The sequence below is a fragment of the Nioella sp. MMSF_3534 genome, assembly GCF_030732985.1.
Lineage (GTDB): Bacteria > Pseudomonadota > Alphaproteobacteria > Rhodobacterales > Rhodobacteraceae > Nioella.
The window spans coordinates 1-23,153 of the sequence record NZ_JASHJX010000045.1 but is presented as its reverse complement, the minus strand read 5'-3'; the positions used below and the strand labels follow the sequence as shown (position 1 = coordinate 23,153).

At 63.8% G+C, this 23,153-nt stretch carries 25 protein-coding genes; 14 read left to right on the top strand and 11 right to left on the bottom strand.

Going from position 1 to position 23,153, the window contains the following annotated elements; translation table 11 throughout:
* Positions 1–11 precede the first annotated feature (11 nt).
* Genes RBB16_RS16785 through RBB16_RS16765 form a run of 5 tightly spaced genes read left to right on the top strand, consistent with a single transcriptional unit; the run spans position 12 to position 5,400 of the window.
* On the top strand, positions 12–1,553 hold the full coding sequence (locus RBB16_RS16785; protein ID WP_306047247.1) for an ABC transporter ATP-binding protein: 1,542 nt from the start codon (positions 12–14) through the stop codon (positions 1,551–1,553).
* The gene (locus RBB16_RS16780; RefSeq protein WP_306047246.1) at positions 1,540–2,625 is read left to right on the top strand and encodes an ABC transporter permease; all 1,086 of its coding nucleotides are present in this window, start codon (positions 1,540–1,542) and stop codon (positions 2,623–2,625) included. The genes RBB16_RS16785 and RBB16_RS16780 overlap by 14 nt, the downstream gene beginning before the upstream one ends.
* Positions 2,625–3,548, top strand: coding sequence for an ABC transporter permease (locus RBB16_RS16775; RefSeq protein WP_306047245.1), 924 nt, complete (start codon positions 2,625–2,627; stop codon positions 3,546–3,548). The genes RBB16_RS16780 and RBB16_RS16775 overlap by 1 nt, the downstream gene beginning before the upstream one ends.
* Before the next feature lie 8 nt (positions 3,549–3,556).
* A complete protein-coding gene (locus tag RBB16_RS16770; RefSeq protein ID WP_306047244.1) occupies positions 3,557–4,318 on the top strand; it encodes an ion transporter in 762 nt (253 codons plus the stop codon).
* Positions 4,319–4,320: 2 nt separating this feature from the next.
* The gene (locus RBB16_RS16765; protein ID WP_071691918.1) at positions 4,321–5,400 is read left to right on the top strand and encodes a BMP family ABC transporter substrate-binding protein; all 1,080 of its coding nucleotides are present in this window, start codon (positions 4,321–4,323) and stop codon (positions 5,398–5,400) included.
* A 51-nt stretch (positions 5,401–5,451) separates the two neighbouring features.
* Here RBB16_RS16765 and RBB16_RS16760 read toward each other — a convergent pair whose 3' ends face one another.
* A complete protein-coding gene (locus RBB16_RS16760) occupies positions 5,452–6,216 on the bottom strand; it encodes an NAD(P)H-dependent oxidoreductase (RefSeq protein ID WP_306047243.1) in 765 nt (254 codons plus the stop codon).
* A gap of 115 nt (positions 6,217–6,331) precedes the next feature.
* Here RBB16_RS16760 and RBB16_RS16755 point away from each other — a divergent pair, with 115 nt between their 5' ends.
* The 4 genes from RBB16_RS16755 (at position 6,332) to RBB16_RS16740 (ending at position 9,175) form a co-directional block, all read left to right on the top strand.
* Positions 6,332–7,414, top strand: coding sequence for an FAD-dependent oxidoreductase (locus RBB16_RS16755; RefSeq protein WP_306047242.1), 1,083 nt, complete (start codon positions 6,332–6,334; stop codon positions 7,412–7,414).
* 50 nt (positions 7,415–7,464) lie between these two features.
* The gene (locus RBB16_RS16750) at positions 7,465–8,049 is read left to right on the top strand and encodes a DUF938 domain-containing protein (protein WP_306047241.1); all 585 of its coding nucleotides are present in this window, start codon (positions 7,465–7,467) and stop codon (positions 8,047–8,049) included.
* Positions 8,050–8,114: 65 nt separating this feature from the next.
* A complete protein-coding gene (locus tag RBB16_RS16745; RefSeq protein WP_306047240.1) occupies positions 8,115–8,474 on the top strand; it encodes a carboxymuconolactone decarboxylase family protein in 360 nt (119 codons plus the stop codon).
* Between the two features lie 104 nt (positions 8,475–8,578).
* Positions 8,579–9,175, top strand: coding sequence for a DUF937 domain-containing protein (locus RBB16_RS16740; RefSeq protein WP_306047239.1), 597 nt, complete (start codon positions 8,579–8,581; stop codon positions 9,173–9,175).
* Between the two features lie 103 nt (positions 9,176–9,278).
* On the opposite strand, the gene RBB16_RS16735 is transcribed toward RBB16_RS16740, so the two are convergent.
* The 4 genes from RBB16_RS16735 to RBB16_RS16720 form a co-directional block, all read right to left on the bottom strand.
* Entirely contained in the window at positions 9,279–9,659 is a 381-nt protein-coding gene (locus RBB16_RS16735; protein WP_306047238.1) for a hypothetical protein, read from the bottom strand.
* Between the two features lie 274 nt (positions 9,660–9,933).
* Positions 9,934–12,441, bottom strand: a complete 2,508-nt coding sequence (locus RBB16_RS16730; protein ID WP_306047237.1) for an FAD-dependent oxidoreductase — start codon at positions 12,439–12,441, stop codon at positions 9,934–9,936.
* A 129-nt stretch (positions 12,442–12,570) separates the two neighbouring features.
* Positions 12,571–13,101: a hypothetical protein gene (locus RBB16_RS16725; protein ID WP_306047236.1), complete on the bottom strand. Its 531-nt coding sequence runs from the start codon at positions 13,099–13,101 to the stop codon at positions 12,571–12,573.
* Between the two features lie 117 nt (positions 13,102–13,218).
* Complete coding sequence (locus tag RBB16_RS16720) at positions 13,219–14,205, bottom strand: D-glycerate dehydrogenase (RefSeq protein WP_071691925.1); 987 nt, start codon at positions 14,203–14,205, stop codon at positions 13,219–13,221.
* A gap of 146 nt (positions 14,206–14,351) precedes the next feature.
* On the opposite strand from RBB16_RS16720, the gene RBB16_RS16715 reads away from it, so the two are divergent.
* Positions 14,352–14,864, top strand: coding sequence for an SH3 domain-containing protein (locus RBB16_RS16715; protein WP_306047235.1), 513 nt, complete (start codon positions 14,352–14,354; stop codon positions 14,862–14,864).
* On the opposite strand, the gene RBB16_RS16710 is transcribed toward RBB16_RS16715, so the two are convergent.
* Positions 14,861–16,060 carry an MFS transporter gene (locus tag RBB16_RS16710; protein WP_306047234.1) on the bottom strand — a complete coding sequence of 400 codons (1,200 nt, stop codon included), beginning with the start codon at positions 16,058–16,060 and terminating at the stop codon, positions 14,861–14,863. The two genes, RBB16_RS16715 and RBB16_RS16710, sit on opposite strands and share 4 nt — an antisense overlap.
* Positions 16,061–16,154: 94 nt before the next feature.
* Here RBB16_RS16710 and RBB16_RS16705 point away from each other — a divergent pair, with 94 nt between their 5' ends.
* Positions 16,155–16,799 carry a 50S ribosomal protein L25/general stress protein Ctc gene (locus RBB16_RS16705; protein ID WP_306047233.1) on the top strand — a complete coding sequence of 215 codons (645 nt, stop codon included), beginning with the start codon at positions 16,155–16,157 and terminating at the stop codon, positions 16,797–16,799.
* Positions 16,800–16,884: 85 nt separating this feature from the next.
* On the opposite strand, the gene RBB16_RS16700 is transcribed toward RBB16_RS16705, so the two are convergent.
* The gene (locus RBB16_RS16700; RefSeq protein ID WP_306047232.1) at positions 16,885–17,553 is read right to left on the bottom strand and encodes an FkbM family methyltransferase; all 669 of its coding nucleotides are present in this window, start codon (positions 17,551–17,553) and stop codon (positions 16,885–16,887) included.
* 74 nt (positions 17,554–17,627) lie between these two features.
* Here RBB16_RS16700 and pth point away from each other — a divergent pair, with 74 nt between their 5' ends.
* From pth to RBB16_RS16685, 3 genes are all read left to right on the top strand, one after another.
* Complete coding sequence (gene pth / locus RBB16_RS16695; RefSeq protein WP_306047231.1) at positions 17,628–18,314, top strand: aminoacyl-tRNA hydrolase; 687 nt, start codon at positions 17,628–17,630, stop codon at positions 18,312–18,314.
* A gap of 81 nt (positions 18,315–18,395) precedes the next feature.
* Complete coding sequence (locus RBB16_RS16690) at positions 18,396–19,619, top strand: serine hydrolase (protein WP_306047230.1); 1,224 nt, start codon at positions 18,396–18,398, stop codon at positions 19,617–19,619.
* Positions 19,616–19,990, top strand: coding sequence for a DUF2237 domain-containing protein (locus RBB16_RS16685; protein ID WP_306047229.1), 375 nt, complete (start codon positions 19,616–19,618; stop codon positions 19,988–19,990). Before RBB16_RS16690 ends, RBB16_RS16685 begins: the two co-directional genes overlap by 4 nt.
* Position 19,991: 1 nt before the next feature.
* On the opposite strand, the gene RBB16_RS16680 is transcribed toward RBB16_RS16685, so the two are convergent.
* The 4 genes from RBB16_RS16680 to RBB16_RS16665 all read right to left on the bottom strand — a co-directional run bounded on the left by RBB16_RS16680 (position 19,992) and on the right by RBB16_RS16665 (position 23,080).
* The gene (locus tag RBB16_RS16680; RefSeq protein ID WP_306047228.1) at positions 19,992–20,501 is read right to left on the bottom strand and encodes a helix-turn-helix transcriptional regulator; all 510 of its coding nucleotides are present in this window, start codon (positions 20,499–20,501) and stop codon (positions 19,992–19,994) included.
* A 29-nt stretch (positions 20,502–20,530) separates the two neighbouring features.
* Positions 20,531–21,031 (bottom strand): PepSY domain-containing protein, encoded by a 501-nt coding sequence (locus RBB16_RS16675; protein WP_306047227.1) that lies wholly within the window; start codon positions 21,029–21,031, stop codon positions 20,531–20,533.
* 134 nt (positions 21,032–21,165) lie between these two features.
* Positions 21,166–21,732, bottom strand: coding sequence for a hypothetical protein (locus RBB16_RS16670; protein WP_306047226.1), 567 nt, complete (start codon positions 21,730–21,732; stop codon positions 21,166–21,168).
* A 214-nt stretch (positions 21,733–21,946) separates the two neighbouring features.
* On the bottom strand, positions 21,947–23,080 hold the full coding sequence (locus RBB16_RS16665) for a slipin family protein (RefSeq protein ID WP_306047225.1): 1,134 nt from the start codon (positions 23,078–23,080) through the stop codon (positions 21,947–21,949).
* Between the last annotated feature and the right edge of the window lie 73 nt (positions 23,081–23,153).

Sequence of the window (23,153 nt, the reverse complement as noted above, 5' to 3'; positions counted from 1 at the left end):
GAGGGCGTCACATGACCGGCGAGCCCCTGCTTTCCATCAACAACATCACCAAGGCCTATCCGGGCGTCGTGGCAAACAGCGACGTGTCGTTCCAGATCCAGCCGGGCGAGGTTCACGCGCTGCTTGGCGAAAACGGCGCTGGCAAATCGACGCTTGTGAAGATGATCTACGGCCTCGTGCGGCCCGATAGCGGGTCCATGACCTTCCGGGGCGCGGCCTATGCACCGCCGGAACCGCGCGTCGCCCGGTCCACCGGCGTGGCGATGGTGTTCCAGCATTTCTCGCTCTTCGAAGCGCTGAACGTGGCCGAAAACATCGCGCTTGGCATGGAGAACCCGCCGCCGCAGCGCGATCTGGCCAAGCGCATCCGCGAGGTGAGCGAGGCCTACGGCCTGCCGCTCGACCCCGATCGTCTGGTGGGCGACCTGTCAGCAGGCGAACGTCAGCGGGTGGAAATCATCCGCTGCCTTCTGCAGGACCCCAAACTGCTGATCATGGACGAACCGACCAGTGTGCTGACCCCGCAGGAGGTGGAGATTCTCTTCCACACCCTGCGCAAGCTGGCAGCCGAGGGCACCTCGATCCTCTATATCAGCCACAAGCTGGAAGAAATCCGCGCCCTTTGTGACGAGGCGACGATCCTGCGGCTTGGCAAGGTGGTGGGCAAATGCACCCCGCGCGACACATCCGCCGCTGAAATGGCCGAACTGATGGTCGGCAAGTCGCTGGCCACCCCCGCCCGCGACAATGCCGAACTGGGCGAGGTGATCCTGAAGGTCGCAGGCCTGTCGGTGGAGCCGTCGAACCCCTTCGGCACCCCGCTGCGTCACGTCGGAATCGAACTGCGCGCAGGCGAGGTTCTGGGCATCGGCGGCGTGGCAGGCAACGGTCAGGACGAGCTGCTGGCGGCGCTTTCGGGCGAAGTCACCACACCCCCGGGGACGATTACGCTCAATAAGACCCCGATTGGCGACAAGGGCCCGAACGAGCGGCGCGAAATGGGCATCCTCTGCGCGCCGGAAGAACGTCTCGGCCATGCCGCTGCACCGGATATGAGCCTTGTCGAAAACGCCCTGCTGACCGCGCGCCAACGCAAGAACCTTGCGGATAGCGGCTTCGTCAACTGGGGCGCGACACGCGCCTATGCCGAAAAGGTCATCGCCGATTTCGACGTGCGCACCCCCGGCCCCGACAACGTGGCCCGGTCGCTGTCCGGCGGCAATCTGCAGAAATTCGTCATCGGACGGGAAATCCTCCAGGATCCGACGGTTCTGGTGGTCAACCAGCCAACCTGGGGCGTCGATGCCTCGGCGGCGGCCGATATCCGGCAGGCGATCCTCGATCTGGCCCAGAAGGGCGCAGGCGTCATCGTCATCAGCCAGGATCTGGATGAATTGCTGGAGGTGTCCGACAATTTCGCCGCCCTCAACGAAGGCCGCCTGTCAAACGTGCGCACGACGCGCGACCTGACCATGGAAACCATCGGGCTGATGCTGGGTGGGGCGCATGACATGCATGATCTGGACGAGGAGGCAATCCATGCTGAGGCTTGAGAAAAGACCTGCCCCGTCCCGGGCATGGACAGCCGCCACGCCGGTTCTGGCGGTTGTGCTGACCATGATTGCCGGCGGGATCATGTTCGCCCTTCTGGGCAAGAACCCGTTCGAGGCGATCCGCATCATCTTCTGGGATCCGCTGTTTCATGAAAGCTTCGCCGCCTATTCGCGGCCGCAGCTTCTGGTCAAGGCCGGTCCGCTGATCCTGATCGCCATCGGCCTTGCGCTCGGCTTTCGGGCAGGTGTGTGGAACATCGGGGCCGAGGGCCAGTATATCATGGGCGCCATCGCCGGTGCGTCCTTCGGGCTGGCTTTCTACCCGTCGGAAAGCCCGCTGATCTTTCCCGGCATGATCATCGCCGGGGCGCTTGGCGGGTGGGCCTGGTCGATGATCCCGGCGATCCTCAAGACCCGGTTCCGTACCAATGAAATCCTCGTGTCGCTGCTGCTGGTTTATGTGGCCGAAAAGTTTCTCGCTTCTGCCGCGACCGGTTTCCTGCGCAACCCCGAAGGCCACGGCTTCCCGGGATCGCGCAATCTCAGCCGCATCGAGTCGATGAACAACCCCGAACTGATCTCGGGCACCGGCATGCATTGGGGCATCGTGGCGGCCTTCATCGCGGTCATCACTGCCTATGTGCTGCTGAACAAGCATGTTCTGGGCTACCAGATCAAACTGGCCGGTCAGGCCCCGCGCGCCGCCCGCTTTGCCGGGGTGAACCCCAATCGCCTTATCGTGCTGTGCCTTGGCATGTCCGGTGCACTGGCCGGGCTCGCGGGCCTCTTCGAGGTCTCCGGCCCCGCCGGTCAGATCAGCATCGACTTCAACGTGGGCTATGGCTTCACCGCGATCATCGTGGCCTTCCTGGGCCGTCTTCACCCCATCGGCATCCTGCTGGCGGGGCTCCTGATGGCACTGACCTATATCGGCGGTGAACTGGCGCAGCTGATGCTGCAAATCCCCGCTCCGGCGATCCAGGCCTTCCAGGGCATGCTGCTGTTCTTCCTGCTGGCCGTCGATGTGCTGTCGACCTACCGTATCCGCGTCAAGAAAGAGGGGGTCGCATGATGGGTATTGATCCAATCACCCTGATCGTCGCTCTGATCACCGTTTCCACCCCGGTGCTGCTGGCCGCGATCGGCGAGCTTGTCGTCGAAAAGACCGGGGTCCTGAACCTCGGCGTCGAAGGCATGATGATCACCGGTGCCGTCATGGGCTTCGTGGTCGCCGTCAACACCGGCTCGCCCACGCTCGGCTTTCTGGCGGGCATGGCAAGCGGTATGGCGCTGTCCCTCATCTTCGGCGTTCTGACCCAGATGCTGCTGTCCAACCAGGTGGCAACGGGGCTGGCGCTGACACTGTTCGGACTCGGGCTCTCTGCCCTGCTTGGCGTCGGCTATCCCGGCTCGACCCCACCGCCTGTGTCAGACCCGTTCCCGGCGGCAATGGCCGAGATCCCGGTGATCGGGCCGATCCTCTTCGGCCATTCCCTGATCATCTATCTGTCGGTCCTGCTGGTCGCGGCGGTCTGGTATGTGCTTGGCTACACCAAGGTGGGCCTGATCATCCGCGCCGTGGGCGAAAACCACGATGCCGCCCATGCGCTCGGCTACAAGGTGATCCGCATCCGCCTGATGGCGATCATGTTCGGCGGCGCCTGTGCAGGTCTCGGCGGCGCGTTCCTGTCCGTCGTTCGGGTGCAGAACTGGGTCGATGGCATGACCGCGGGCGCGGGCTGGATCGCGCTGGCCCTGGTCGTCTTTGCCAGCTGGAAGCCCTGGCGCGCGCTGCTCGGGGCCTATCTCTTCGGTGGCGTCACGGCCCTGCAACTGCGCCTTCAGGCAGCGGGCATCAACATCCCGGTCGAGATCCTGGCGATGTCGCCTTATGTCATTACCATCATCGTGCTGGTGATCATGTCCTCGGACAAGAGCCGTACCGCATTGAATGCGCCCGCCGCTCTTGGCAAGGTGTTCCATGCAACCGGCTAGGAGGACACATGACTCGCGGCGCGATTCTGCAGGCACTGGATGGCACACATCCGACCATCGGGCGGGGCATCGCGATTGCCCTGCAGGTGCTGATCATCGTCTCGGCGGTCGCCATCGCGCTGGAAACCGTGCAAAGCCTGCCGACAGAGCTGCGCCAGGTGCTGCTGGTGGTGGAATACAGCGTTCTGGCGATCTTCACGGCGGAATATCTGCTGCGGCTGGCCTGTTCGCCGAAACCCCTGCGCTACGCGGTCAGTTTCTGGGGGATCGTGGACTTCCTGTCGATCGTGCCCGCAATCCTGTTCCTGGTGCCCGACGCCCAGTCCATCCGCTCGCTGCGCCTGCTGCGGCTGATCCGGCTGCTGAAACTCTTCCATGCCAGTCATGCGCTGGACCGGCTGGCCCGTGCCTTCCAGAAGAACCGGGACGAGCTATGGATCTTCAGCTTCATCGCGCTCGTCGTGCTCTACCTGTCCGCCGTGGGCATCTACCATTTCGAGCATCAGGCCCAACCCGACACTTTCGGCTCGATCCCCGCCTGCCTGTGGTGGTCGCTGGCCACGCTGACCACCGTGGGCTATGGCGATGTCTATCCCATCACGCTGGCGGGGCGGGCCTTTACCGGCATCGTGCTGCTGGTCGGGCTTGGGGTGATCGCGGTACCCGCCGGCCTGATAACAAGCGCCCTCCTGGAGGGCGATCTTGAGGATCCGATAACGGATCTCGACCTAGAAACAGAATACGAAACAGACACCAACAAGGAGACCTGAGAATGAAGACACTCACCAAGATCATGGCAGTCAGCGCGCTGTCGCTCGGCCTTGCCGCGCCGGCACTGGCGCAGGACGATCCGACACAGGTCGGGTTCATCTATGTCGGTTCCATCGGCGATCTCGGCTGGACCTATGAACATGACCGCGCCCGTCTGGCGGTGGAAGAGCATTTCGGCGATGCCGTCGAAACCAGCTACGTGGAAAACGTGCCGGAAGGCGCCGATGCGGAACGCGTGCTGACCCAGATGGCCCTGTCGGGTGCCGACCTGATCTTCACCACCTCTTTCGGCTACATGGACCCGACCAATGCCGTGGCCGAGCGGTTCCCGAACGTGCGCTTCGAACATGCCACCGGCTATCGCCGCGACCATCCGAACGTGTCCACCTATTCGGCCCGCTTCTATGAAGGCCGCGCCGTGATGGGCCATATCGCAGGCCACATGACCGAATCGAACATCGTCGGCTACATCGCCTCCTTCCCGATCCCCGAAGTGATCCGCGGCATCAATTCGGCCTTCATTCACGCCCGTGAAGTGAACCCCGATGTCGAATTCCGCATCGTTTGGGCCTACACCTGGTTCGATCCGGCTGTCGAGGCAGACGCCGCACAGGCGCTGATCGACCAGGGCGCCGACGTGATCATGCAGCACACCGACTCCACCGCGCCGATGACCGTGCTGGCGGAAGCGGGCGCCATCGGCTTCGGTCAGGCATCCGACATGTACCAGTTCGCTCCGGCCCCGCGCGTGTCAGCCATCATCGACGATTGGGCCCCCTACTACATCGCCCGCACCCAGGCGGTGATGGACGGCACCTGGGAAAGCACCGACACCTGGGACGGCATCGGGCCGGGCATGGTCGGCATCGGTGAAATGACCGACGCGATCCCGGAAGAGGTCCGCGCCTCTGCACAGGCCATGGTCGAAGCCATCGCAGCCGGCGACTACCACCCCTTCACCGGCCCGCTGAACCGTCAGGACGGCTCCGCTTGGCTGGCCGAAGGCGAAGTGGCGGATGACGGCACGCTGGCTGGCATGAACTTCTACGTCGAAGGCATCACCGGCGACGTGCCGAACTGATCCCTTTCACCAACAGCATCAGAAGGCCCGCCCCTCCGGCGGGCCTTTTTCTTAGCTCGGGTGCCGGATGAACGGCGAATAGCTGGGGCAGTCAGGCTTCAACCGCCCGTCTGCATCGAAATCCGCATCCGCGTTGAACGGCATCAAACGCCGCTCTGCAAGCCCGGCCAGAATGTCTCTCTGGCGATCCAGAACCCCCGACAGCCGCGCCCGCAACGCCTGGTCCTCTGCGCCCTCGAAATAGCCATGCACCCCGTGCACAAGCTCCGGCTCATAGAGCTCGACCCCGAGATACCGCAGCGTCTGCGCCAAGGGCCACAGCAGCAGGCGGACATCGCCCTCTTTCCCGTCCGGCCCGCATTCCGCGGCGCTGGCCCCTGTGGTCGCGCAGAACAGCGCCCGCTTACCCCGGCATAGCCCTGCATCGAACCGCTGATCCACGCTGTGCAAGCCGCCATGCAAGAGCACCCGGTCGCACCAACCTTTCAGCACCGCGGGCGGCGCGAACCACCAGATGGGGAAATGGAAAATGACCAGATCGGCGGCCCGGATCTTGTCGATCTCTCCCGCCACATCGGCAGGGACCTCACCGGCCTCTGCCGCCTCCTCCTGCGCCTTGAGCGGGTCAAAAGGCCGGTCCTCCGCGTAGCCGGGGAAATGCGGCCGCCCCTCCACGGCATCGAAGCCCATGGCGCAAAGGTCGCTGACCAGCACGTCATGCCCGATCGCCCGGCAGGCCCGCGCGCTGGCCTCGGCCCAGGCCCCGTTGAACGATCCCGGATCGGGATGCGCCAGAACGATCAATGTGGTGGTCATGAGCAGCCCCGAACAAATGCACTTTCGCAGAACCCTAGCCCGGCATCTGCCCCGATGACAGCCCCGCTGCATCTGCCCCCTTGCCTGCCCCGCCGCGCCATGTCACGCATCTGCCATGACATATGATTTCCTCATCATCGGCGGCGGCATCGCCGGGACTTCCGCGGGTGCGCGCCTGTCGCATCTGGGCTCCACCCTGATTCTGGAGGCCGAAACCAGCCTCGCCTATCACGCCTCGGGCCGGTCTGCGGCGCTGTTTGAATCGCAATACGGCCTGCCCGCCACGGTGCAGCTGAACCTTGCCTCGCGCGATTATCACATGACCGCCAATGGCGGCGTGCTCAGCCCGCGCGGCCTGATGTTCCTGGCCGGTCCGGGCGAGGAGGAGGTGCTAGCGCAGGATACCGCGGATATGGGCCTGACCCCGATCTCGATCGACGAGGCCATGGCGCTGGTCCCGGCGCTCAACCGCGACCACCTGCGCGGCGCGGCCCATCACGAGGACGCCTGGGATCTGGACACCGACCTGCTGATCGGCAACTTCGTCAAGGAAATGCGCGGCAATGGCGGGACGGTGAAAACCGGCCAACGGGTCGAGGCCATCACCCGCACGGATGGCATCTGGCAGGTCAGCGCGGGCGGCGACACCTATGAGGCCCGCCAGCTGGTCAACGCCGCCGGGGCCTGGGTCGACATCATCGCCGGGATGGCCGGGATCAGACCCATCGGCATCAGCCCCCTGCGCCGGTCCATGGCGCGGATGCCCGCACCGGGGGGCTATGATCCGTCCGGCTGGCCGATGCTGATCGGCGCGGGCGAAACCTGGTATGCCAAGCCCGATGCGGGCAAATGGATCGTCTCGCCCGCCGAACAGGACCCGGTCGATGAACCACACGACGCATGGGCCGATGACATGGTGCTGGCCGAGGGCATCGCCCGCTATCAGCCCTTCGTGACCGAGGAAGTCACCCGCGTGGAAACCACCTGGGCGGGTCTGCGCAGCTTCGCCCCTGACCGGACACTGGTCCTGGGCCGCGATCTGCGGGAACCCGAGTTCATCTGGTGCGCGGGGCAAGGCGGCTACGGCTTCCAGACCGCGCCCGCAGCCAGCCAACTGCTGGCCGATGTCGTGGCAGGCCGCACGCCGGATCTGGATGCGGCCACCGTCGCGGCGCTCAGCCCCGCGCGCTTCGGATGACCCGCAGGCTGACCCTGCCGGACGCGCCCTCGTCTGGCACAGACAGGCGCATGTCCGCGCCCTCAGCCCGGCGCAATATGGCCCCCATTCTGGAGGTGCTGCACACCCACGCCCCCGCAGAAGGCCGCGCACTGGAAATCGCGGCGGGCACCGGGGAACATGCGGTGGCCTTCTCCCGCGCCTTTCCGGGGCTGGACTGGCAACCGACCGATCTGGACCCCGACAGGCTCGCCTCGATCGAGGCGTGGCGGCAGGCCGAAGGCCCCGCAAACCTGCGCCCACCCCAGAACCTGAACGCCGCCACCCCCGGCTGGCACACGACCCATGGCCCCGCCGACATGATCCTGCTGGTGAACCTGCTTCACCTGATCGCGGACGCCGAGGCCGAAGCCGTTCTGACCGGCATCGCGCAGGCCCTCGCCCCCGGCGGCAAGGCCTTCCTCTATGGCCCGTTCCTGCGCAACGGCGAGACCACCAGCGAGGGCGACGCCGCCTTCCATGCCAGCCTGCAAGCGCAGGACACCGCCATCGGCTACAAGGATATCGCCTGGGTCCGCGACCGCCTGTCACCGCTGAGGACCGAAACCGTGGAGATGCCCTCCAACAACCTCATAATCATTGTCGGCGCCAATTGATCCCGGTCAAGGCGCGGCCCCTGCCGACCTGTTCTGACAGGCCGAAACAAAAGCAGGAGACCGCCATGAGCTGGATGAAAAAACGCGACGAAATGCACGGGCAGCTGCGCAAGCTGAACAAGGCAATCCCCGAGGTGACAAAGGCCTTTGCGGGCGTCAGCGCGGTGGTGAAGACCGATGGCGTTCTGGATGTGAAAACCAAGGAGCTGATTGCCGTGGCCATCGCCGTGGCCGACAGCTGTGAACCGTGCATGAATTTTCATATCGAGGTGCTGATCCGCGCCGGTGGCAGCCGCGAGGAACTGGGCGAAGCGCTCGGCATGGCGGTGCAGATGGGCGGTGGTCCGGCCCTGATGTATGCGGCCAAGGCGATGGATGCCTATGACGAGCTGCACGCGGCCCTGTCCCCCAAAGCCGCTGAATAGCCTGTTCCCGCCTGTCTGCCACGCGAAACCCGAATCGTCTTTCCCCGATCCCCCGTCTGTGCTGACCTGACCGGGTCACAAGATTTGAAATTAAGGGGATTACCATGTCGATCATGCGACTTTTGCAACAGGCACAGGGCGGTCAGGGTCTGGGACAGCTCGCCTCTCAGCTTGGGCTGGATGATGCGCAGGCCGAAAGCCTGACATCGCTGCTGGCACCCGCCATCGGGTCGGCCGCGCGCCAGCGGGCGGAAAGCGGCGGGCTTGGCGATGTGCTCGGGCGGCTTAGGGGCGAAGATCAGGCAGGGCTCTTTGACGATGCCGAGGCAGCCGCCAGTTCCGACGGTCAGGCGCAGGGGCGCGATTTTCTGTCGGCACTTCTTGGTGGGCAGGACGCGGCCGAGGGGCTGGCCGAGGAGGCCGCCGCGCGATCCGGCGTTGACCGCGATCTGGTCAGCCAATTCCTGCCCGCGCTTGCGGCCATGGCACAGGGCGGGCTGCAACGGCAGATGCCAGACGACCAGATCGACGCGGCGGAGCAAGAAGCCCAGGGCGGCGGGTTGGCCGGGATGATCGGCGGACTGCTTGGCGGCGGCGGCCAACGGCGCGGTGGCGGGCTTGGCATGCTGAACGATCTGCTCGATGCCGATGGCGACGGGTCGGCCATGGATGACGTTCTGGGCCGGTTCCTGCGGCGCTGAGGGATTTCGCTGCGCGGCTTCGCGCGCATCGACCCGCGCGGCCCTGACGGGCCGCGTGGAATGCCCTTGCAAGGGCATTGGGCCGGGGCATTCCCCACGGAACTCAGGACAGAGCCAACGCCAGACACGACCCCGCGCAGAACAACGCCAATGGAACGCCATGCAGCCGCTCCGCTCCGCGCGCGCCGAAAAGATTGGTCAGCACACTCAGCCCGAAAAGGCCGGACAGACCCCAGAGGCTTGGCCGCAACCAGCCCTCGGGCAGCACCGGCGCGATCACCCCGCCGGCCTCGGAAACCGTCAGCAAGCCAAGCAGCGCCAGCAGAACGGAAACACCGCTCGCCACCCGAAGACCCGTCGGCAACACCCGCGCGGCCCCGCCCCAGGCCAGGTGCCCAATCGGCGCACCCGCTGCCAGCGCGATCTGAAACAGCGTCAGCCAGCCGAAGGCCACCAAACCAATCACCACTGCCGCCGTTGCCATGCCGATCCCCCAGACCATTCCCTGAAGGTGCAATCTGCCTGAGCACTCGCCCGATGGAAAGCCCGATGCAGTCAGACCAGCAATGCACCCCTTCGGCACATCGCCGCATGTCAAAGCGCCAAAAAGAAAGACCCGCCGGTTTGGCAGGTCTTTCCAGTCTCTTACCTATCGCTCCGCGCCTTAACCCTTGGCCGGATTGCAGGGCCGCGTCTGTACGGGGGGTGTACAGGGGGTGTACGCCCGGTGTACGGGCGGCACCCCCGGTTAACACGCCTCAGCCGTCCTTGCGGATGGTCTCGTTCTTCGGGTCATAGGGGCTGTCGCAGGTCACGACCGCATCCCACAACTGATCGAGCATCTTGACCTTCAGACGGGTCCCCTCCACCGCCAGATCGGGGGTGACGTAGCCCATGCCGATGGACTTGCCGAAGGCCACCGAATAACCGCCCGAGGTCAGGCGGCCAACCCGCTCGCCCTCTGGCGTATAAAGCACTTCGCGGCCCCAGGGATCGGCATCCTCCGGCCCGTCGATCAGCAGCGTGCAGCATTTGGAGCGGATGCCCTTGGCTTCCATCTCGGCCTTGCCGTGGAACTCTTTCGACAGGTCGATGAAGCGCGGCAGATCGGCTTCGGCAGGGGTCGCGTCGCGGCCCAGTTCGTTGCCGAATGCTCGGTAGGATTTCTCCTGCCGCAGCCAGTTCTGCGCCCGTGCACCAACCAGCTTCATGCCATGCTTTTCGCCAGCTTTTTCAAGCAGATCAAACAGATAGTTCTGCATTTCGATCGGGTGATGGAGCTCCCATCCCAGCTCGCCGGTATAGGCCACGCGGATCGCGTTCACAGGGCACATGCCCAGTTCGATCTGACGGGCCGACAGCCACGGGAAGCGCTTGTTCGAGAGCGCGGTGTCCGGATCGGCGTCCTTGATCACCTCTTTCAGAACGTCGCGCGACTTCGGTCCTGCGATGGCGAAAACGCCCCACTGCGTGGTCACGTCCTGGATCTCGATATAGCCGAACTCCTCCATCTTGTCCTCGGCCGCCTTGCGCAGGAAGTCGGCGTCATACTCCGTCCAGGCCCCGGCGGAGACGAGATAGTAATTGTTCTCGCCATTGCGCACGATGGTGTATTCGGTGCGCGTGGTGCCCGCGCTGGTCAGCGCGTAGGTCAGGTTGATCCGGCCCACTTTCGGCAGCTTGTTGCAGGTGAACCAGTCGAGGAAGGCCGTCGCGCCGGGGCCCTTGACCACGTGCTTGGTGAAGGCGGTCGCGTCGATCAGGCCCACGCCCTCGCGGATCGCCTTGGCCTCTTCCACCGCGTATTGCCACCAGCCGCCACGGCGGAAGCTGCGTGCGTCGTGGTCGAAATTCTCGGGCGCATCGAGGGGGCCGTAATAGTTGGGGCGTTCCCAGCCGTTGACGAAGCCGAATTGCGCGCCAAGCGCCTTCTGCCGGTCATAGGCAGGGGCGGTGCGCAGCGGGCGGCAGGCTTCGCGTTCTTCATCCGGGTGGTGCAGGATATAGACGTGTTCGTAGCATTCCTCGTTCTTGCGCGCCGCGAATTCGGTGGTCATCCAGTTCTGCGAATAGCGCTTGGGGTCGAGCGATGCCATGTCGATCTCGGCTTCGCCGTCGACCATCATCTGGGCGAGGTAGTAGCCGGTGCCGCCAGCCGCCGTGATCCCGAAGGAAAAGCCCTCGGCCAGCCACATGTTGCGCAGGCCCGGTGCGGGGCCGACCAGCGGGTTGCCGTCGGGCGTGTAGCAGATCGGGCCGTTGAAGTCGTCCTTGAGGCCGGATTCGGCGCAGGAAGGAACCCGCTCTGCCATCGCCATGTACTGGTCGGCGATCCGGTCCAGATCGAGCGGGAACAGGTCGGCGCGGAAGCTGTCCGGCACGCCATATTCAAAGCGGGCAGGCGCGCCATGTTCGTAGATGCCCAGGATCCAGCCGCCACGTTCTTCGCGGGCGTAGGATTCATTGTCGGCATCGCGCACGACGGGGTGCTCGGGATTGCCCGCTTCCCGCCATTTGACCAGCTCCGGGTCCTTGTCCATGACGATGAAGGTGTGCTCCACCGGGATCGCGGGCATCTTGATCCCCAGCATCTTCGCGGTGCGCTGCGCGTGGTTGCCCGATGCGGTCACCACATGTTCGGCGGTGATGACGACCTGTTCGTCGGAGGGCACGAGGTTGCCGCCCTTTTCCACCATCTTGGTGCAGGTCACTTCCCAATGCGTGCCATTCCAATGGAACGCGTCAGCCTGCATCTTGCGCACGATCTCCACCCCGCGCTGACGGGCGCCCTTGGCCATCGCCTGGGTCACGTCGGCGGGGTTAATGTAGCCGTCCTCGGTGTGATAGATCGCGCCCTTGAGGTCCGAGGTCTCAATCAGCGGCCAGCGTTCCTTGATCTGGTCGGGGGTCAGCCATTCGTATTTCACACCGCAGGTTTCGGCGGTGGAGGCATAGAGCATGTATTCATCCATACGCTCCTGCGTCTGCGCCATGCGCAGGTTACCGACGACGGCAAAGCCCGCATTCAGACCGGTTTCCTCTTCCAGGGTCTTGTAGAAATCGACCGAGTACTGGTGGATATGGGTTGTCGCGTAGCTCATGTTGAACAGCGGCAGAAGGCCAGCGGCGTGCCAGGTGGAGCCGGAGGTCAGCTCATCACGTTCCAGCAGCATGACATCGTCCCAGCCAGCTTTGGCAAGGTGATAGGCGATCGAGGTGCCGACGGCACCACCACCGACGACAAGGGCTTTGACTTGGGTTTTCATTGGGCGCGACTCCGGGCCAGATTTTCTGCCGGTAATGTGCCGAATTGCGCAGGTCGGTGCGAAGGCCAGCCGACCAGATAACGCGAGAATCCGACACGCGCCCGGGTTTTTCGCGACAAGCGCAGTCGATCAGCCTCCGGGGCGGGTCCGACGACGGGCGCGAATGACCGCGACCAGCATGAAGATCACCCCCGCGACAAGTCCGATCAGACCGGCAAGATAGCTCGTGTTGTGCATCAGCCCCGCCAGCACGAAGCCCTCTACATCCTCGACGCCCGAGGGAATTCTGAAATGGTGGTATTGCGAGGGGTCGACGGGAATTGCGAGGCTCGCCACGCCAAGCACCAGTGTGATCCCGACAACCATCAGCGAGACGCCAAGGAAGGTCCGAACCATCTGGCCCGTGGTCGGCATTGCCAGCCCTATGGCGGCAATCGGCACACCAATCACAATCCCCATCCACCAGCTTGCCCGCCAACCGACGATGGCTGCGCCAACCCGGAATGGCAGCGCTTCGGCGATGTTGAACTGGTGGAACTTGAAAGCGTGGAAATACTCGGGACCGACCGTATAGCTGATCTGGTTGTGAACCATGCCGTAGAGACCCGCCAGAAGGCAGGCGAAGGCAATCAGGACCGGCAGGACGACAAACCTAGCCATGACCGCAACGCGCGCCGGAAAATCCTTCCCGAAGGATTTTCAAACCGGTCCAAAATTCTTCTGGAAGAATTTTGAGGCAGGAAGAAAATTCTGGAATTTTCTTATGATGACTGATGGTCACAGCATGCTCGGCACGACCAGATCGGGCGGCCGGTGGCCATCGTCGAAGGTCTTGATGTTGATGATGACCTTTTCGCCCATCTCCTCGCGCCCTTCCAGCGTGGCCGATCCCATATGCGGCAGCAGCACCACGTTTTCCAGCTCTCGCAGGCGCGGATTCACGTCCTTGCCGTGTTCGAACACGTCGAGACCTGCCCCGGCAATATCACCGGACCGCAGCATCCGCGTCAGGGCATTTTCGTCGATGACCTCGCCACGCGACGTGTTCACGATCACCGCCGTGGGTTTCATCAGCTTCAGCCGACGGGCATTCATCAGGTGAAAGGTCGAGGGCGTGTGCGGGCAGTTGATCGACAGGATATCGACCCGCGCAATCATCTGGTCGAGGCTTTCCCAATAGGTCGCCTCCAGATCGGCCTCGATATCTTCATGCAGGCGGCGGCGGTTGTGATAGTGCACCTGCATTCCGAACACCGCCGCGCGCCGGGCCACCGCCTGACCGATCCGGCCCATGCCCAGAATCCCGAGCCGCTTGCCGCCGATGCGCCCGCCCATGAAGGCCGTGGGAGACCAGCCCTGCCATTTGCCCGCCTGCATCACGGCCAGACCCTCGGGGATGCGGCGCGTGACGGCAAGGATCAGCGCCATGGTCATGTCGGCGGTGTCCTCGGTCACCACACCGGGCGTGTTGGACACGAGTATGCCCCGCTGGCGGGCAGTGTGCACGTCGATATGATCGACACCCGCGCCATAATTGGCGATGAGCTTGAGCTTATCACCCGCCTGTCCCAGCAATCCGGCGTCGATCTGGTCGGTCACGCAAGGCACCAGCACATCGGCCCGGCCCATGGCCGAGACAAGCTCCTGCCGGGTCATCGGGCGATCATCCTCGCGCAGCTCCACGTCAAAGAGTTCGGACATCCGCGTTTCGACCGCTTCGGGCAACCGTCGCGTTACGACAACACTCAGCTTCTGACCTGGCATCCCGTCTTTCCCTTTTTCTGGCATTTCAGCCCTTGCCGTGACACTCTCTCATCCTAGGCAGGGGTGCAAGACACAGCACCCCAACAGCGACAAAAACACCGATCAAGACCGCGAAACAGCGGCACAGGTGCGGGCAGGCAGTGCAGATGACGAAGCGCAAGATATCGGGCGTGATCCTGGCGATGATTCTGGGTCTGATGGCCACGGCCGCCACCGCGCAGGAGGCCGAGGCGCGTGGTCCCGTGACGGGGTTCCCCCTGCCCCGCTATGTCTCGATCCAGGCGTCAGAGGCTTTCGCACGGCGCGGACCCTCGCGCAGCCACAGGATCGACTGGGTGTTCCAGCGCCGCAACATGCCGATGCAGGTGGTGGCCGAACATGAACACTGGCGCCGGGTGATCGACCGCGACGGGGCGGGCGGCTGGATGCATTATTCGCTGCTGTCAGGCATACGTACCGCGATTGTCGAGGTCGACATGCTGGAACTGCATCAGCGGCCCGACCCGGCCTCTCCCGTGACCGCTCAGGCCGAGCTTGGGGTGATTGCCTTCCTCGATGAATGCAACGGCAGCTGGTGCCGCCTGAACGTGGGCGGTCATCGCGGGTGGGTGCCGATGGACACGCTTTGGGGCGTCGACCCCGGAGAGGTCTTCGACTAACCCGCCCGGCGCATCAGCGCCAGAAAGCCGGGGATCAGCAACAGCAGCAGCGCCACGAAGCCGAAGGACATCCGCAGGCCGAAGCCTTGCGAGATGAAGCCCATGATCGGCGGCCCGATGAAGAAGCCGAAATAGCCGATGGTCGTGACCCGGCTGATGACATAGGCCCGCGCGTCATCGCTGGCCAGACGCCCGGCAAGCGCCAGCAGCATCGGTGCGATGGTGGACACTCCGAGCCCCAGAATGGCAAACCCGGCATATGCCACCAAGGGCACCGGAGCGATGGCCGCCAGCAAGGCTCCGCAGGCGGTGACCAGCGCGCTCCAGAACACCACGCGGGTTTCCGACAGGCGGCCCACCACCAGCTGCCCGGTGAAGCGCCCGATTCCCATGGTCAGGCCAAGCATCGCGGGACCAAGCGCGCCCTCTGCCGCGCCGCCACCCAGGGTGCGTTCCACATGCAGGGCCGACCAGCCCTCGGTCGCGTTTTCCGCAAGGAATGCCACCAGCACGATCAGCCCACCCCACAGCACCACGCCGCCAAAGCGGCCACGCGCGGCCTTAGCCGTGCCATGGGTTTCCGCGCCATCCCCCGACATCATGAACGCCGAGGCAATCAGCGTCAGCAGCCCAAGCGTGGCGAAGACCGGCGCGGGCGGCAGCCCCGCCTCTCGTGCCAGACCCGCGGAAATGGCGGAGGCCGCGTAAGCGAAGGAAAACATCGCGTGATTGAGGTTCATCAGGGATGCCCCGAGGCGCGATTCCGTGCGCGACAGGCGTGTGTTCATCACCACGTCCTGCAATCCCGACCCGGCACCGGCAAAGAACATCAGCGCCGCGAAAACCGGCACCGACGCAACCCACATCGGGGCCTGAAACGCCAGTGCCAGCAGAACGGATGCAAGCGACACGGCATAGCGCCCGAACCGCGCCGCGAAGACAGGCGCAGACAGCATCGCCGTCACCGCACCCGCCGCGGTGACAAGCATCGCAAGGCCGAAGGCGCCGTCGCTGGCCCCGATATGGGCCTTGATCTGCGGCACATAGGCGGCGAAAGCACCCCAGTAGATGCCTTGCGCCGCAAAGGCCGGAAGGTCATGACGGGACAGGGAAATCGCGCGCAGGATCAACATGACCGGGCGATTGTCACGGGCGTTGCGCCAAAGCAAGCTCCAAAGCGCGGATTCTTCGCGCAAAGCCCCTTTCCAAACCCGCAGGGCTCGTCTATAGGCACGGCTTCAACCGGGCGGACACCCTTGGAGGCCGCCCTTTATCATATGGAGAATAGCTATGGCTGCAGAGATTAAAGATCTCGTCGCCGAGGCACGGACGGGGACAGGCAAGGGGGCCGCTCGTCAAGCACGCCGCAACGGTATGGTGCCCGGAGTTGTCTATGGCGGTGGTGCGGACCCCGTCTCGATTCAGATCCCCTTCAACGTGTTGCTCAAGCACCTGAAAGCAGGCCGCTTTCTGGCGCAGCTCTTCAACCTCAAGGTTGAAGGCCACGAAGATGTGCGCGTGATCTGCCGCGGCGTTCAGCGTGACGTCGTGAAAGACCTGCCGACCCATGTCGACCTGATGCGCCTGCGCCGCACCAGCCGCGTCAACCTGTTCATTCCGGTTGAGTTCGTCGGCGAAGAGGTTGCGCCCGGCATCAAGAAGGGTGGCGTCGTGACCGTGGTGCGCCCGGAAGTCGAACTGCGCGTGACCGCAGGCGACATCCCGGAAAAGATCACCGTTGACCTGTCGGCCCTGAACATCGGTGACGTCGTGACCATTTCCGACGTGACCCTGCCCGAGGGCGCACGCCCGACCATCGACCGCGACTTCGTGATCGCCAACATCGCCGCCCCCTCGGGCCTGGCACGTGGTGGCGACGCTGAAGACGAAGCCGAAGGTGAAGAGGCAACCGAAGACGCCGCCGCCGAGGAATAATCCCGGCGGTCTGCTGTTCGGACCAGATCCAGCGCGGCCTGTCCCAATGGGATGGGCCGCGTTTTCTTTTGGCCCACCCCCGGCGCTAAACGCGGCGAAACCCCAGAACCCGCCCGCGTGATGTGGCGGGATCGTAGGTCAGACCGGAATCCGACATGCAATCGACGACCCGCTTTATGACCGTGTCGGAATAGCGGGGCGGATGCAATTCCAGCACCAGAAAGCGCAATTCTGGGTGCCAGGGCTGATCGAACAGCCATTCCTCCGCCCCTTCGATATCCATCATCACCAGGTCCGGCCGATGTTCATACAGCAAGGGCTCAAGCCCCAGGTTGGGCACCTCGCAAATCTCCTCTTCCGGTGCCCCGGCCCGCGCGAGGCTTGCACCCAGAAAGGCTCGCGGCACCTGAAACCGGACCGTGCCGCCCCCCTCACCCGCCGTGACCGCGCCGTGCAGCAGGCGAATGCCGCCCTGCCCGTTTCTTTCGAACGTATCGCGCAGCACTGGTAGCAGGTTGGGGTTCGCCTCGACGCTCAGCACGTTCGCAGCCCCCGCAACCCGCGCTGACAGCGCGCTGATCAGCCCCAGACCCGCGCCAAGATCCAGCACCCGCATGCCCGGCCCGACCCGGCACATCGCGGCGGCGATTTCATCGGCCTCGTAACTGCCATCGGCCAGCCGCGCCGCAAGCGCCTTGGTGATCAGCACCTCGGGCAGGTCAAGCGTGATGTCATGAAGGGTGAATACCGGCATCTGTCCCCAATTCGTTGATCCCTCGCCCCGTCATGCCTATAGGACTGAGCAGGCGATTTGAATGCGAGGATGCCATGAAACTCTGGGTCGGCCTTGGAAACCCCGGTGCGAAATACGCGGGCAACCGGCACAATATCGGCTTCATGGCGCTGGACAGGGTTGCCGAAGACCACGGCTTTGCCCCGTGGCGCAGCAAGTTTCAGGCGAGCTTGAGCGAAGGGAAGTTCGGGTCCGAGAAGGTGCTGCTCTTGAAGCCCGAGACCTTCATGAACCTGTCGGGCCAATCCGTGGGCGAGGCGATGCGCTTCTACAAGCTGGAGCCGACCGACATCACCGTTTTCCATGACGAACTGGATCTTGCGCCGGGCAAATGCCGCGTCAAGGCGGGGGGCGGGCATGCGGGCCATAACGGGCTGCGCTCGATCCACCAGCATATCGGCCCGCATTACGACCGGGTGCGCCTTGGCATCGGCCATCCCGGCCACAAGGACCGGGTTGCGCCCTATGTTCTGTCGGATTTCGCCAAGGCCGATCAGGACTGGCTGGACGACCTTCTGCGCGGCATATCCGACGGCGCGCCGGAGCTTGCACGCGGAGACACCAGCCGGTTCATGAACGCCGTTGCCCTGCGCACCTCGCCGCCACGATCCTCGGGCAGCAACAAGCCTGAACCGGCAGCCAAGCCGGCAGAGCCCGAGCCCCCGGCAGAGCCCGAAGACGACCGATCCGCCCTGCAAAAACTGGTGGACCGGTTCCGCTAACCCTTCGGCTGACGTAGGGTCAGGATTGCCGCGCGAGGCGCTGCCATGTTCTGCTGATCCACAGCCAAAAGGGGGCCTTTCATGCGTCGGCGTATACTCAGACTTCTGGTTCGCATCCTTCTGATCTTCGTGGTCGTGACCGCGGCGGCGGGCTGGTACATGCGCGAGGAAATCCAGCGGCTTTGGGCGGTGAACTCTCTCTTTGACGCGGATCGGATCGTGCAGAATTTCAGCCATATGGACGCGGCGTTCCTGACCGTGGAGGTGCCGCGCGGAACAGGCCCCGCCAGCCCGATGCCGGAAGGTGACCCGGCAGAGCTGCCTGCCGAGGTGGCCGACTGGATCGACGAGCGCGCGGTTACCTCGCTGCTGGTGCTACAGGACGGCCAGATCCGGCATGAAAGCTATCACCTGGGCACCGCGCCCACGGATCAGCGGATTTCCTGGTCGGTTGCCAAAAGCTTCCTCTCGGCGCTGATGGGCACGCTGGTCGATGACGGCACGATCCCGGAACTTGGTGCTCTGGTTACCGAATACGCGCCGATGCTGGCGGGCTCCGCCTATGACGGCGCGACGATCCTTGACGTGCTGCAAATGTCGTCGGGCGTGACCTTCGACGAGGACTACCTGGACTACAATTCCGACATCAACCGCATGGGCCGCGAGATCGCCCTTGGCGGCACACTCGATGGCTTCGCCGCGGCGCTGACGGAAACCGACCGCCCGGCGGGCGAAGAATGGCAATATGTCTCGATCGACACCCATGTGATCGGCATGGTGATCCGGGGCGCGACCGGGCGCGATATCCCCTCGCTTCTGTCAGAACGGATCATCGCGCCGCTCGGGATGGACAGCACACCCTATTACCTGACCGATGGCGAGGGCGTCGCCTTCGTGCTTGGCGGCTTGAACATGACGACCCGCGACTATGCACGTCTTGGGCTGCTCTTCCTCAATAACGGGGAATATGGCGGCCAGCAAATCCTGTCGCCGGAGTGGGTCGCGGCCTCAACCTCGGCCTCCGCCAACACCGCACCGGGCGAGATCGGCTATGGCTACCAGTGGTGGATCCCCGTCGGGGCCGAGCCCGGCCAGTTCATGGCGCGGGGGATCTATGGGCAATACGTCTATGTCGATCAGGTCAATGCTGTGGTCATCGCCACCACCGGCGCGGACCGGCAATTCCGCGATTCCGGCGTGAACGAGGAAAACGTCCGTATCTTTCGGCTGATCTCTGAAAGCCTCGCCCCGCCAGCGCCAGGCCCTGAGCCCGAGGCTGATGCCGAACCGGAGGATAGCCAATGACCCCCATGGATGCCCCGGTAAACGTGTTGGGCGGCGTGTTGCAGCCGTGTTCCACCGCTCCCCTGACAGGGTTCTTCCGCGATGGTCATTGCAACACCTGTTCCGACGATCATGGCAGCCACACGGTCTGCGCCGAGATGACGGCGGAGTTCCTCGCCTATTCCAAATATGTGGGCAACGATCTGTCCACGCCCCGGCCCGAGTTCGGATTTGCGGGGCTGAAACCGGGTGACCAATGGTGCCTCTGCGCCGGCCGGTTCCTGCAAGCCCATGACGAAGGCTGCGCGCCCAAGGTGCGGCTTGAGGCAACCCATGCCCGCGCCCTGGACATCATCCCTTTGGATGTTCTGAAGGAAATGGCGGCGACCTGACCTATTCGGCTGCGATCCGCACCCGGTCGTCCACATCCAGCAGATCTTCGATGAACAGGCTCAACAGCTGAGGCCGTCCGCTGACGCCTGCCTTGCGATAGATCGCGTTGGTCTGTGCCTTGACCGTGCCCTCTGACGTCTGGCGCAAAGCGGCGATTTCCTGGATCGACATGCCCTTTATCGCAAAAAGCGCCACGTCGCGTTCCGCCGGGGTCAGGCCCCAATCGTCGAACCGTTCCGCCATCACATCCATGAAGGCCCCTGATGCGGCCTTGAGCTTCTGCTCGACAATTGCCGTGCGTCGCATGGAGTTGCGCAGAAAGATCGCGCCGATGATTGGCCCGATAATCAGCCCGATCGTCGCGCCGATTTCCATCAACTCGCGGGTTTGCCAGCTGATCGGACGGGCGCGGACATTGAATATGGTCAAAACAATCTCGGACACGAAAAAGACCGAGCAGACCAGTTGCACAATGAAAACAGCCGCAAGAAGCAGCTTACCCTTTGTCACGCAGCTGCCCCTCCTGGCGCTGCGAGCCATCAGTCATCGTCATCGTCATCGTCGTCATCTCCGCCCCCTCCAGAGCCGCTGTTGTCGTCGTCATCGTCGTCATCGCCCGATCCGCTGTTGTCATCATCGTCATCGTCGTCGCCGCCGCCCGAGCCACTGTTATCGTCGTCGTCATCATCATCGTCGTCTCGGTCATCATCACGATCATCGTCGTCGTCGTCGTCGTCACCCGAGCTTTCCGACACGGATGACGGCAAGACCCCGCCACCGCCCGAGTGGTCATCTTCGATTTCCCAATAGTCGCGCAGAATCTCGCCGGTTGTCGGATTGAAGATGATCTCGCGTTCGCGACCCGGCCCTTCGGCCTCGATGCGGACGCGCCCAAGCCAGGTGCGTGTCACATGGATGCGCGCATATCCCTGCGCCTGAAGCTGAGAGATGATCTGGGCCTCGATATCCTGCGCCCAGACTGCTCCGGTTCCTGCCGACAGGCAGAGCGCAGTGGCCATCAAGAGGCGCGAGGGTTTCATCTGTTTCGTCTCCTTGGTTGAAATGGCTCTGCCCCGCGTGCGTGGGGGGAATAGCGGGGCAGAGCGAGGTCCGTCTATCGGCAACAGGAGAGCACACCAATCTCCTGAAGGGAACCTAAAGCCGATATCGGTCCTTAGTGGTCGTCGTTCACGTCATCGCTGCCATGGCCGCCGTGATCGTCGTCATCATCATCGTCATCGTTGTCGTTGTCGTCATCGTTGTCGTCATCGCGGTCATCGTCGTCGCGGTCGTCATCGCGGTCGTCGTCGTCATCGTCATCGTTTCCGTGACCGCTGTTGTCATCGTCATCATCGTCATCGTCGCGACCGTCATCGTCATCGTCATCGCGATCATCATCATCGTCATCGCGATCATCGTCGTCATAGGCCGGGCCGGTTTCGGTTTCGATCACATTGCCATTGGCGTCATACGTCGTTTCGGTTTCGATCCCGCCCGAGACCACCTCTTCGCGGACAAGGTTGCCATCGCGGTCGAAGGTCCGCTCAACCGAGCCGTCGGCGCCGGTGGCCTCGATCCTGTAGCCGCCATTGCGGATCTGCACCTCAATGCGCATGTAGCCGGCATCTTGCAGTTCGGCGATCGCCGCGTTTACCGCATCATTCGACGTCTGTGCGGCAAGGGTTGTGGTGGACAGCAGAACCGCCGTCACGGACGCTGCAAGAATGGATTTCGGGGTCATCAGTCATCTCCTGTTGAATTGGTCCAATGCGCGAACCGGCAGGACTGCCACCGATCCGCTGACCCGACAAAAGTGCCGATTGGGCTGACTGACCATTTGCCCGCCGTTTATCCCGCGGTCCATAAACCACCGGTTCAGGGGCCTAAACCTGAGGTATAAACAGGCTGACCCGCCCGGATTTCTCCGGGCGGGCCTTGTTTTCAGGGGCTTTTGCCTAGTCGCGAAGCTTCACAAGGTCGGTCATGAGGCCCTCGGTCCCGTTATGGACCGTAAGCCGCTCGACCTTGCCCGCGATGGTTTCCAACGCTTCAAGTTCCTTCAACCGCAACATGACGGGGTTCTCCGCCATGACACGCGCGGTGTTGAGCAAGGACCGCGTGGCGTTCGTCTCCTCACGCCGGCGGATCACGTTGGCCTCGGCCTCTTTCTGGGCGGCGACCACCCCGTTGAGGATGTCGCGCATCTCGCCGGGCAAGATCACGTCTTTCAACGCGATCTCACCCACCTCGATCCCAAGCCCGGCCATATCGGCGCGGACCTTCTCGGCGGCCTCGGCATCGACCATCCCCTTTTCGGCCAAGAGCCGGTCAAGGGTCATCGCCCCGAGCGTCTTGCGAAACGCAAGCTGCACGGCCCGGTGAAGCGCCTCGTCATGGTCGCGCACGGCGGTCACGGCTTTCACCGCATCGGTGACGCGGAAGACGGCGGTCAAGTTCACCCGGATGGACACGCGGTCCTTCGTAAGGATCTCTTGCCCCGCGACCTCCTTGGTCTGCCAGCGCATATCGACCTGGCGCACGGTATGCTTGCGCCCGAAGATCCAGAACCAATGGGTTCCGGGGTCGAGCACTTTCACAAGCCGACCCTCGGTGAAGAGAAGGGACACGCGCCCCTCCTCGACAGTGGTCACGTTGATCTGCGCATCCAACCGCGCCCGTTCAAGCCGGCGGGCAAGGGCCGGATCGAGCATCACCTCTGCGGCCATGTCGAACCGCTCGATGGTCCAGGGACCTGCGTCGGTCCAGAAAAGCGCGTGCTGTTCCGGGGCCACAAGGTCGGTGACGATCCCCTCTCGGGTGATCACGGCCACCTCATCGGGGCCGGTATGGACCTCGGTGAAATGGGCCTCGACCAAGTCGGGCCGATCCCGACGCAAAGGTGCGGCGAGCGTGGACACGAACCGGGGGGAGGAGAGATCAAACCGTTCGGTCTGAACGTCCTGCATGTCGATCCAGTGCTCACCGGGGCCGAGGATCTGGTCGATCTTCCCCTTGGCAAGCACGAGGGTGCGGGTGTTGACCGGAACGAGCAATCGTCGCTGGTTCCGGAGGGCTTTCAAAATAGACATGTCAGGTCTCCTTTTCATGGTCGTGTCTATCGTCGTCGTCGCAAAGCGCGATCTCCTTTGGGTTTGGGTGGGT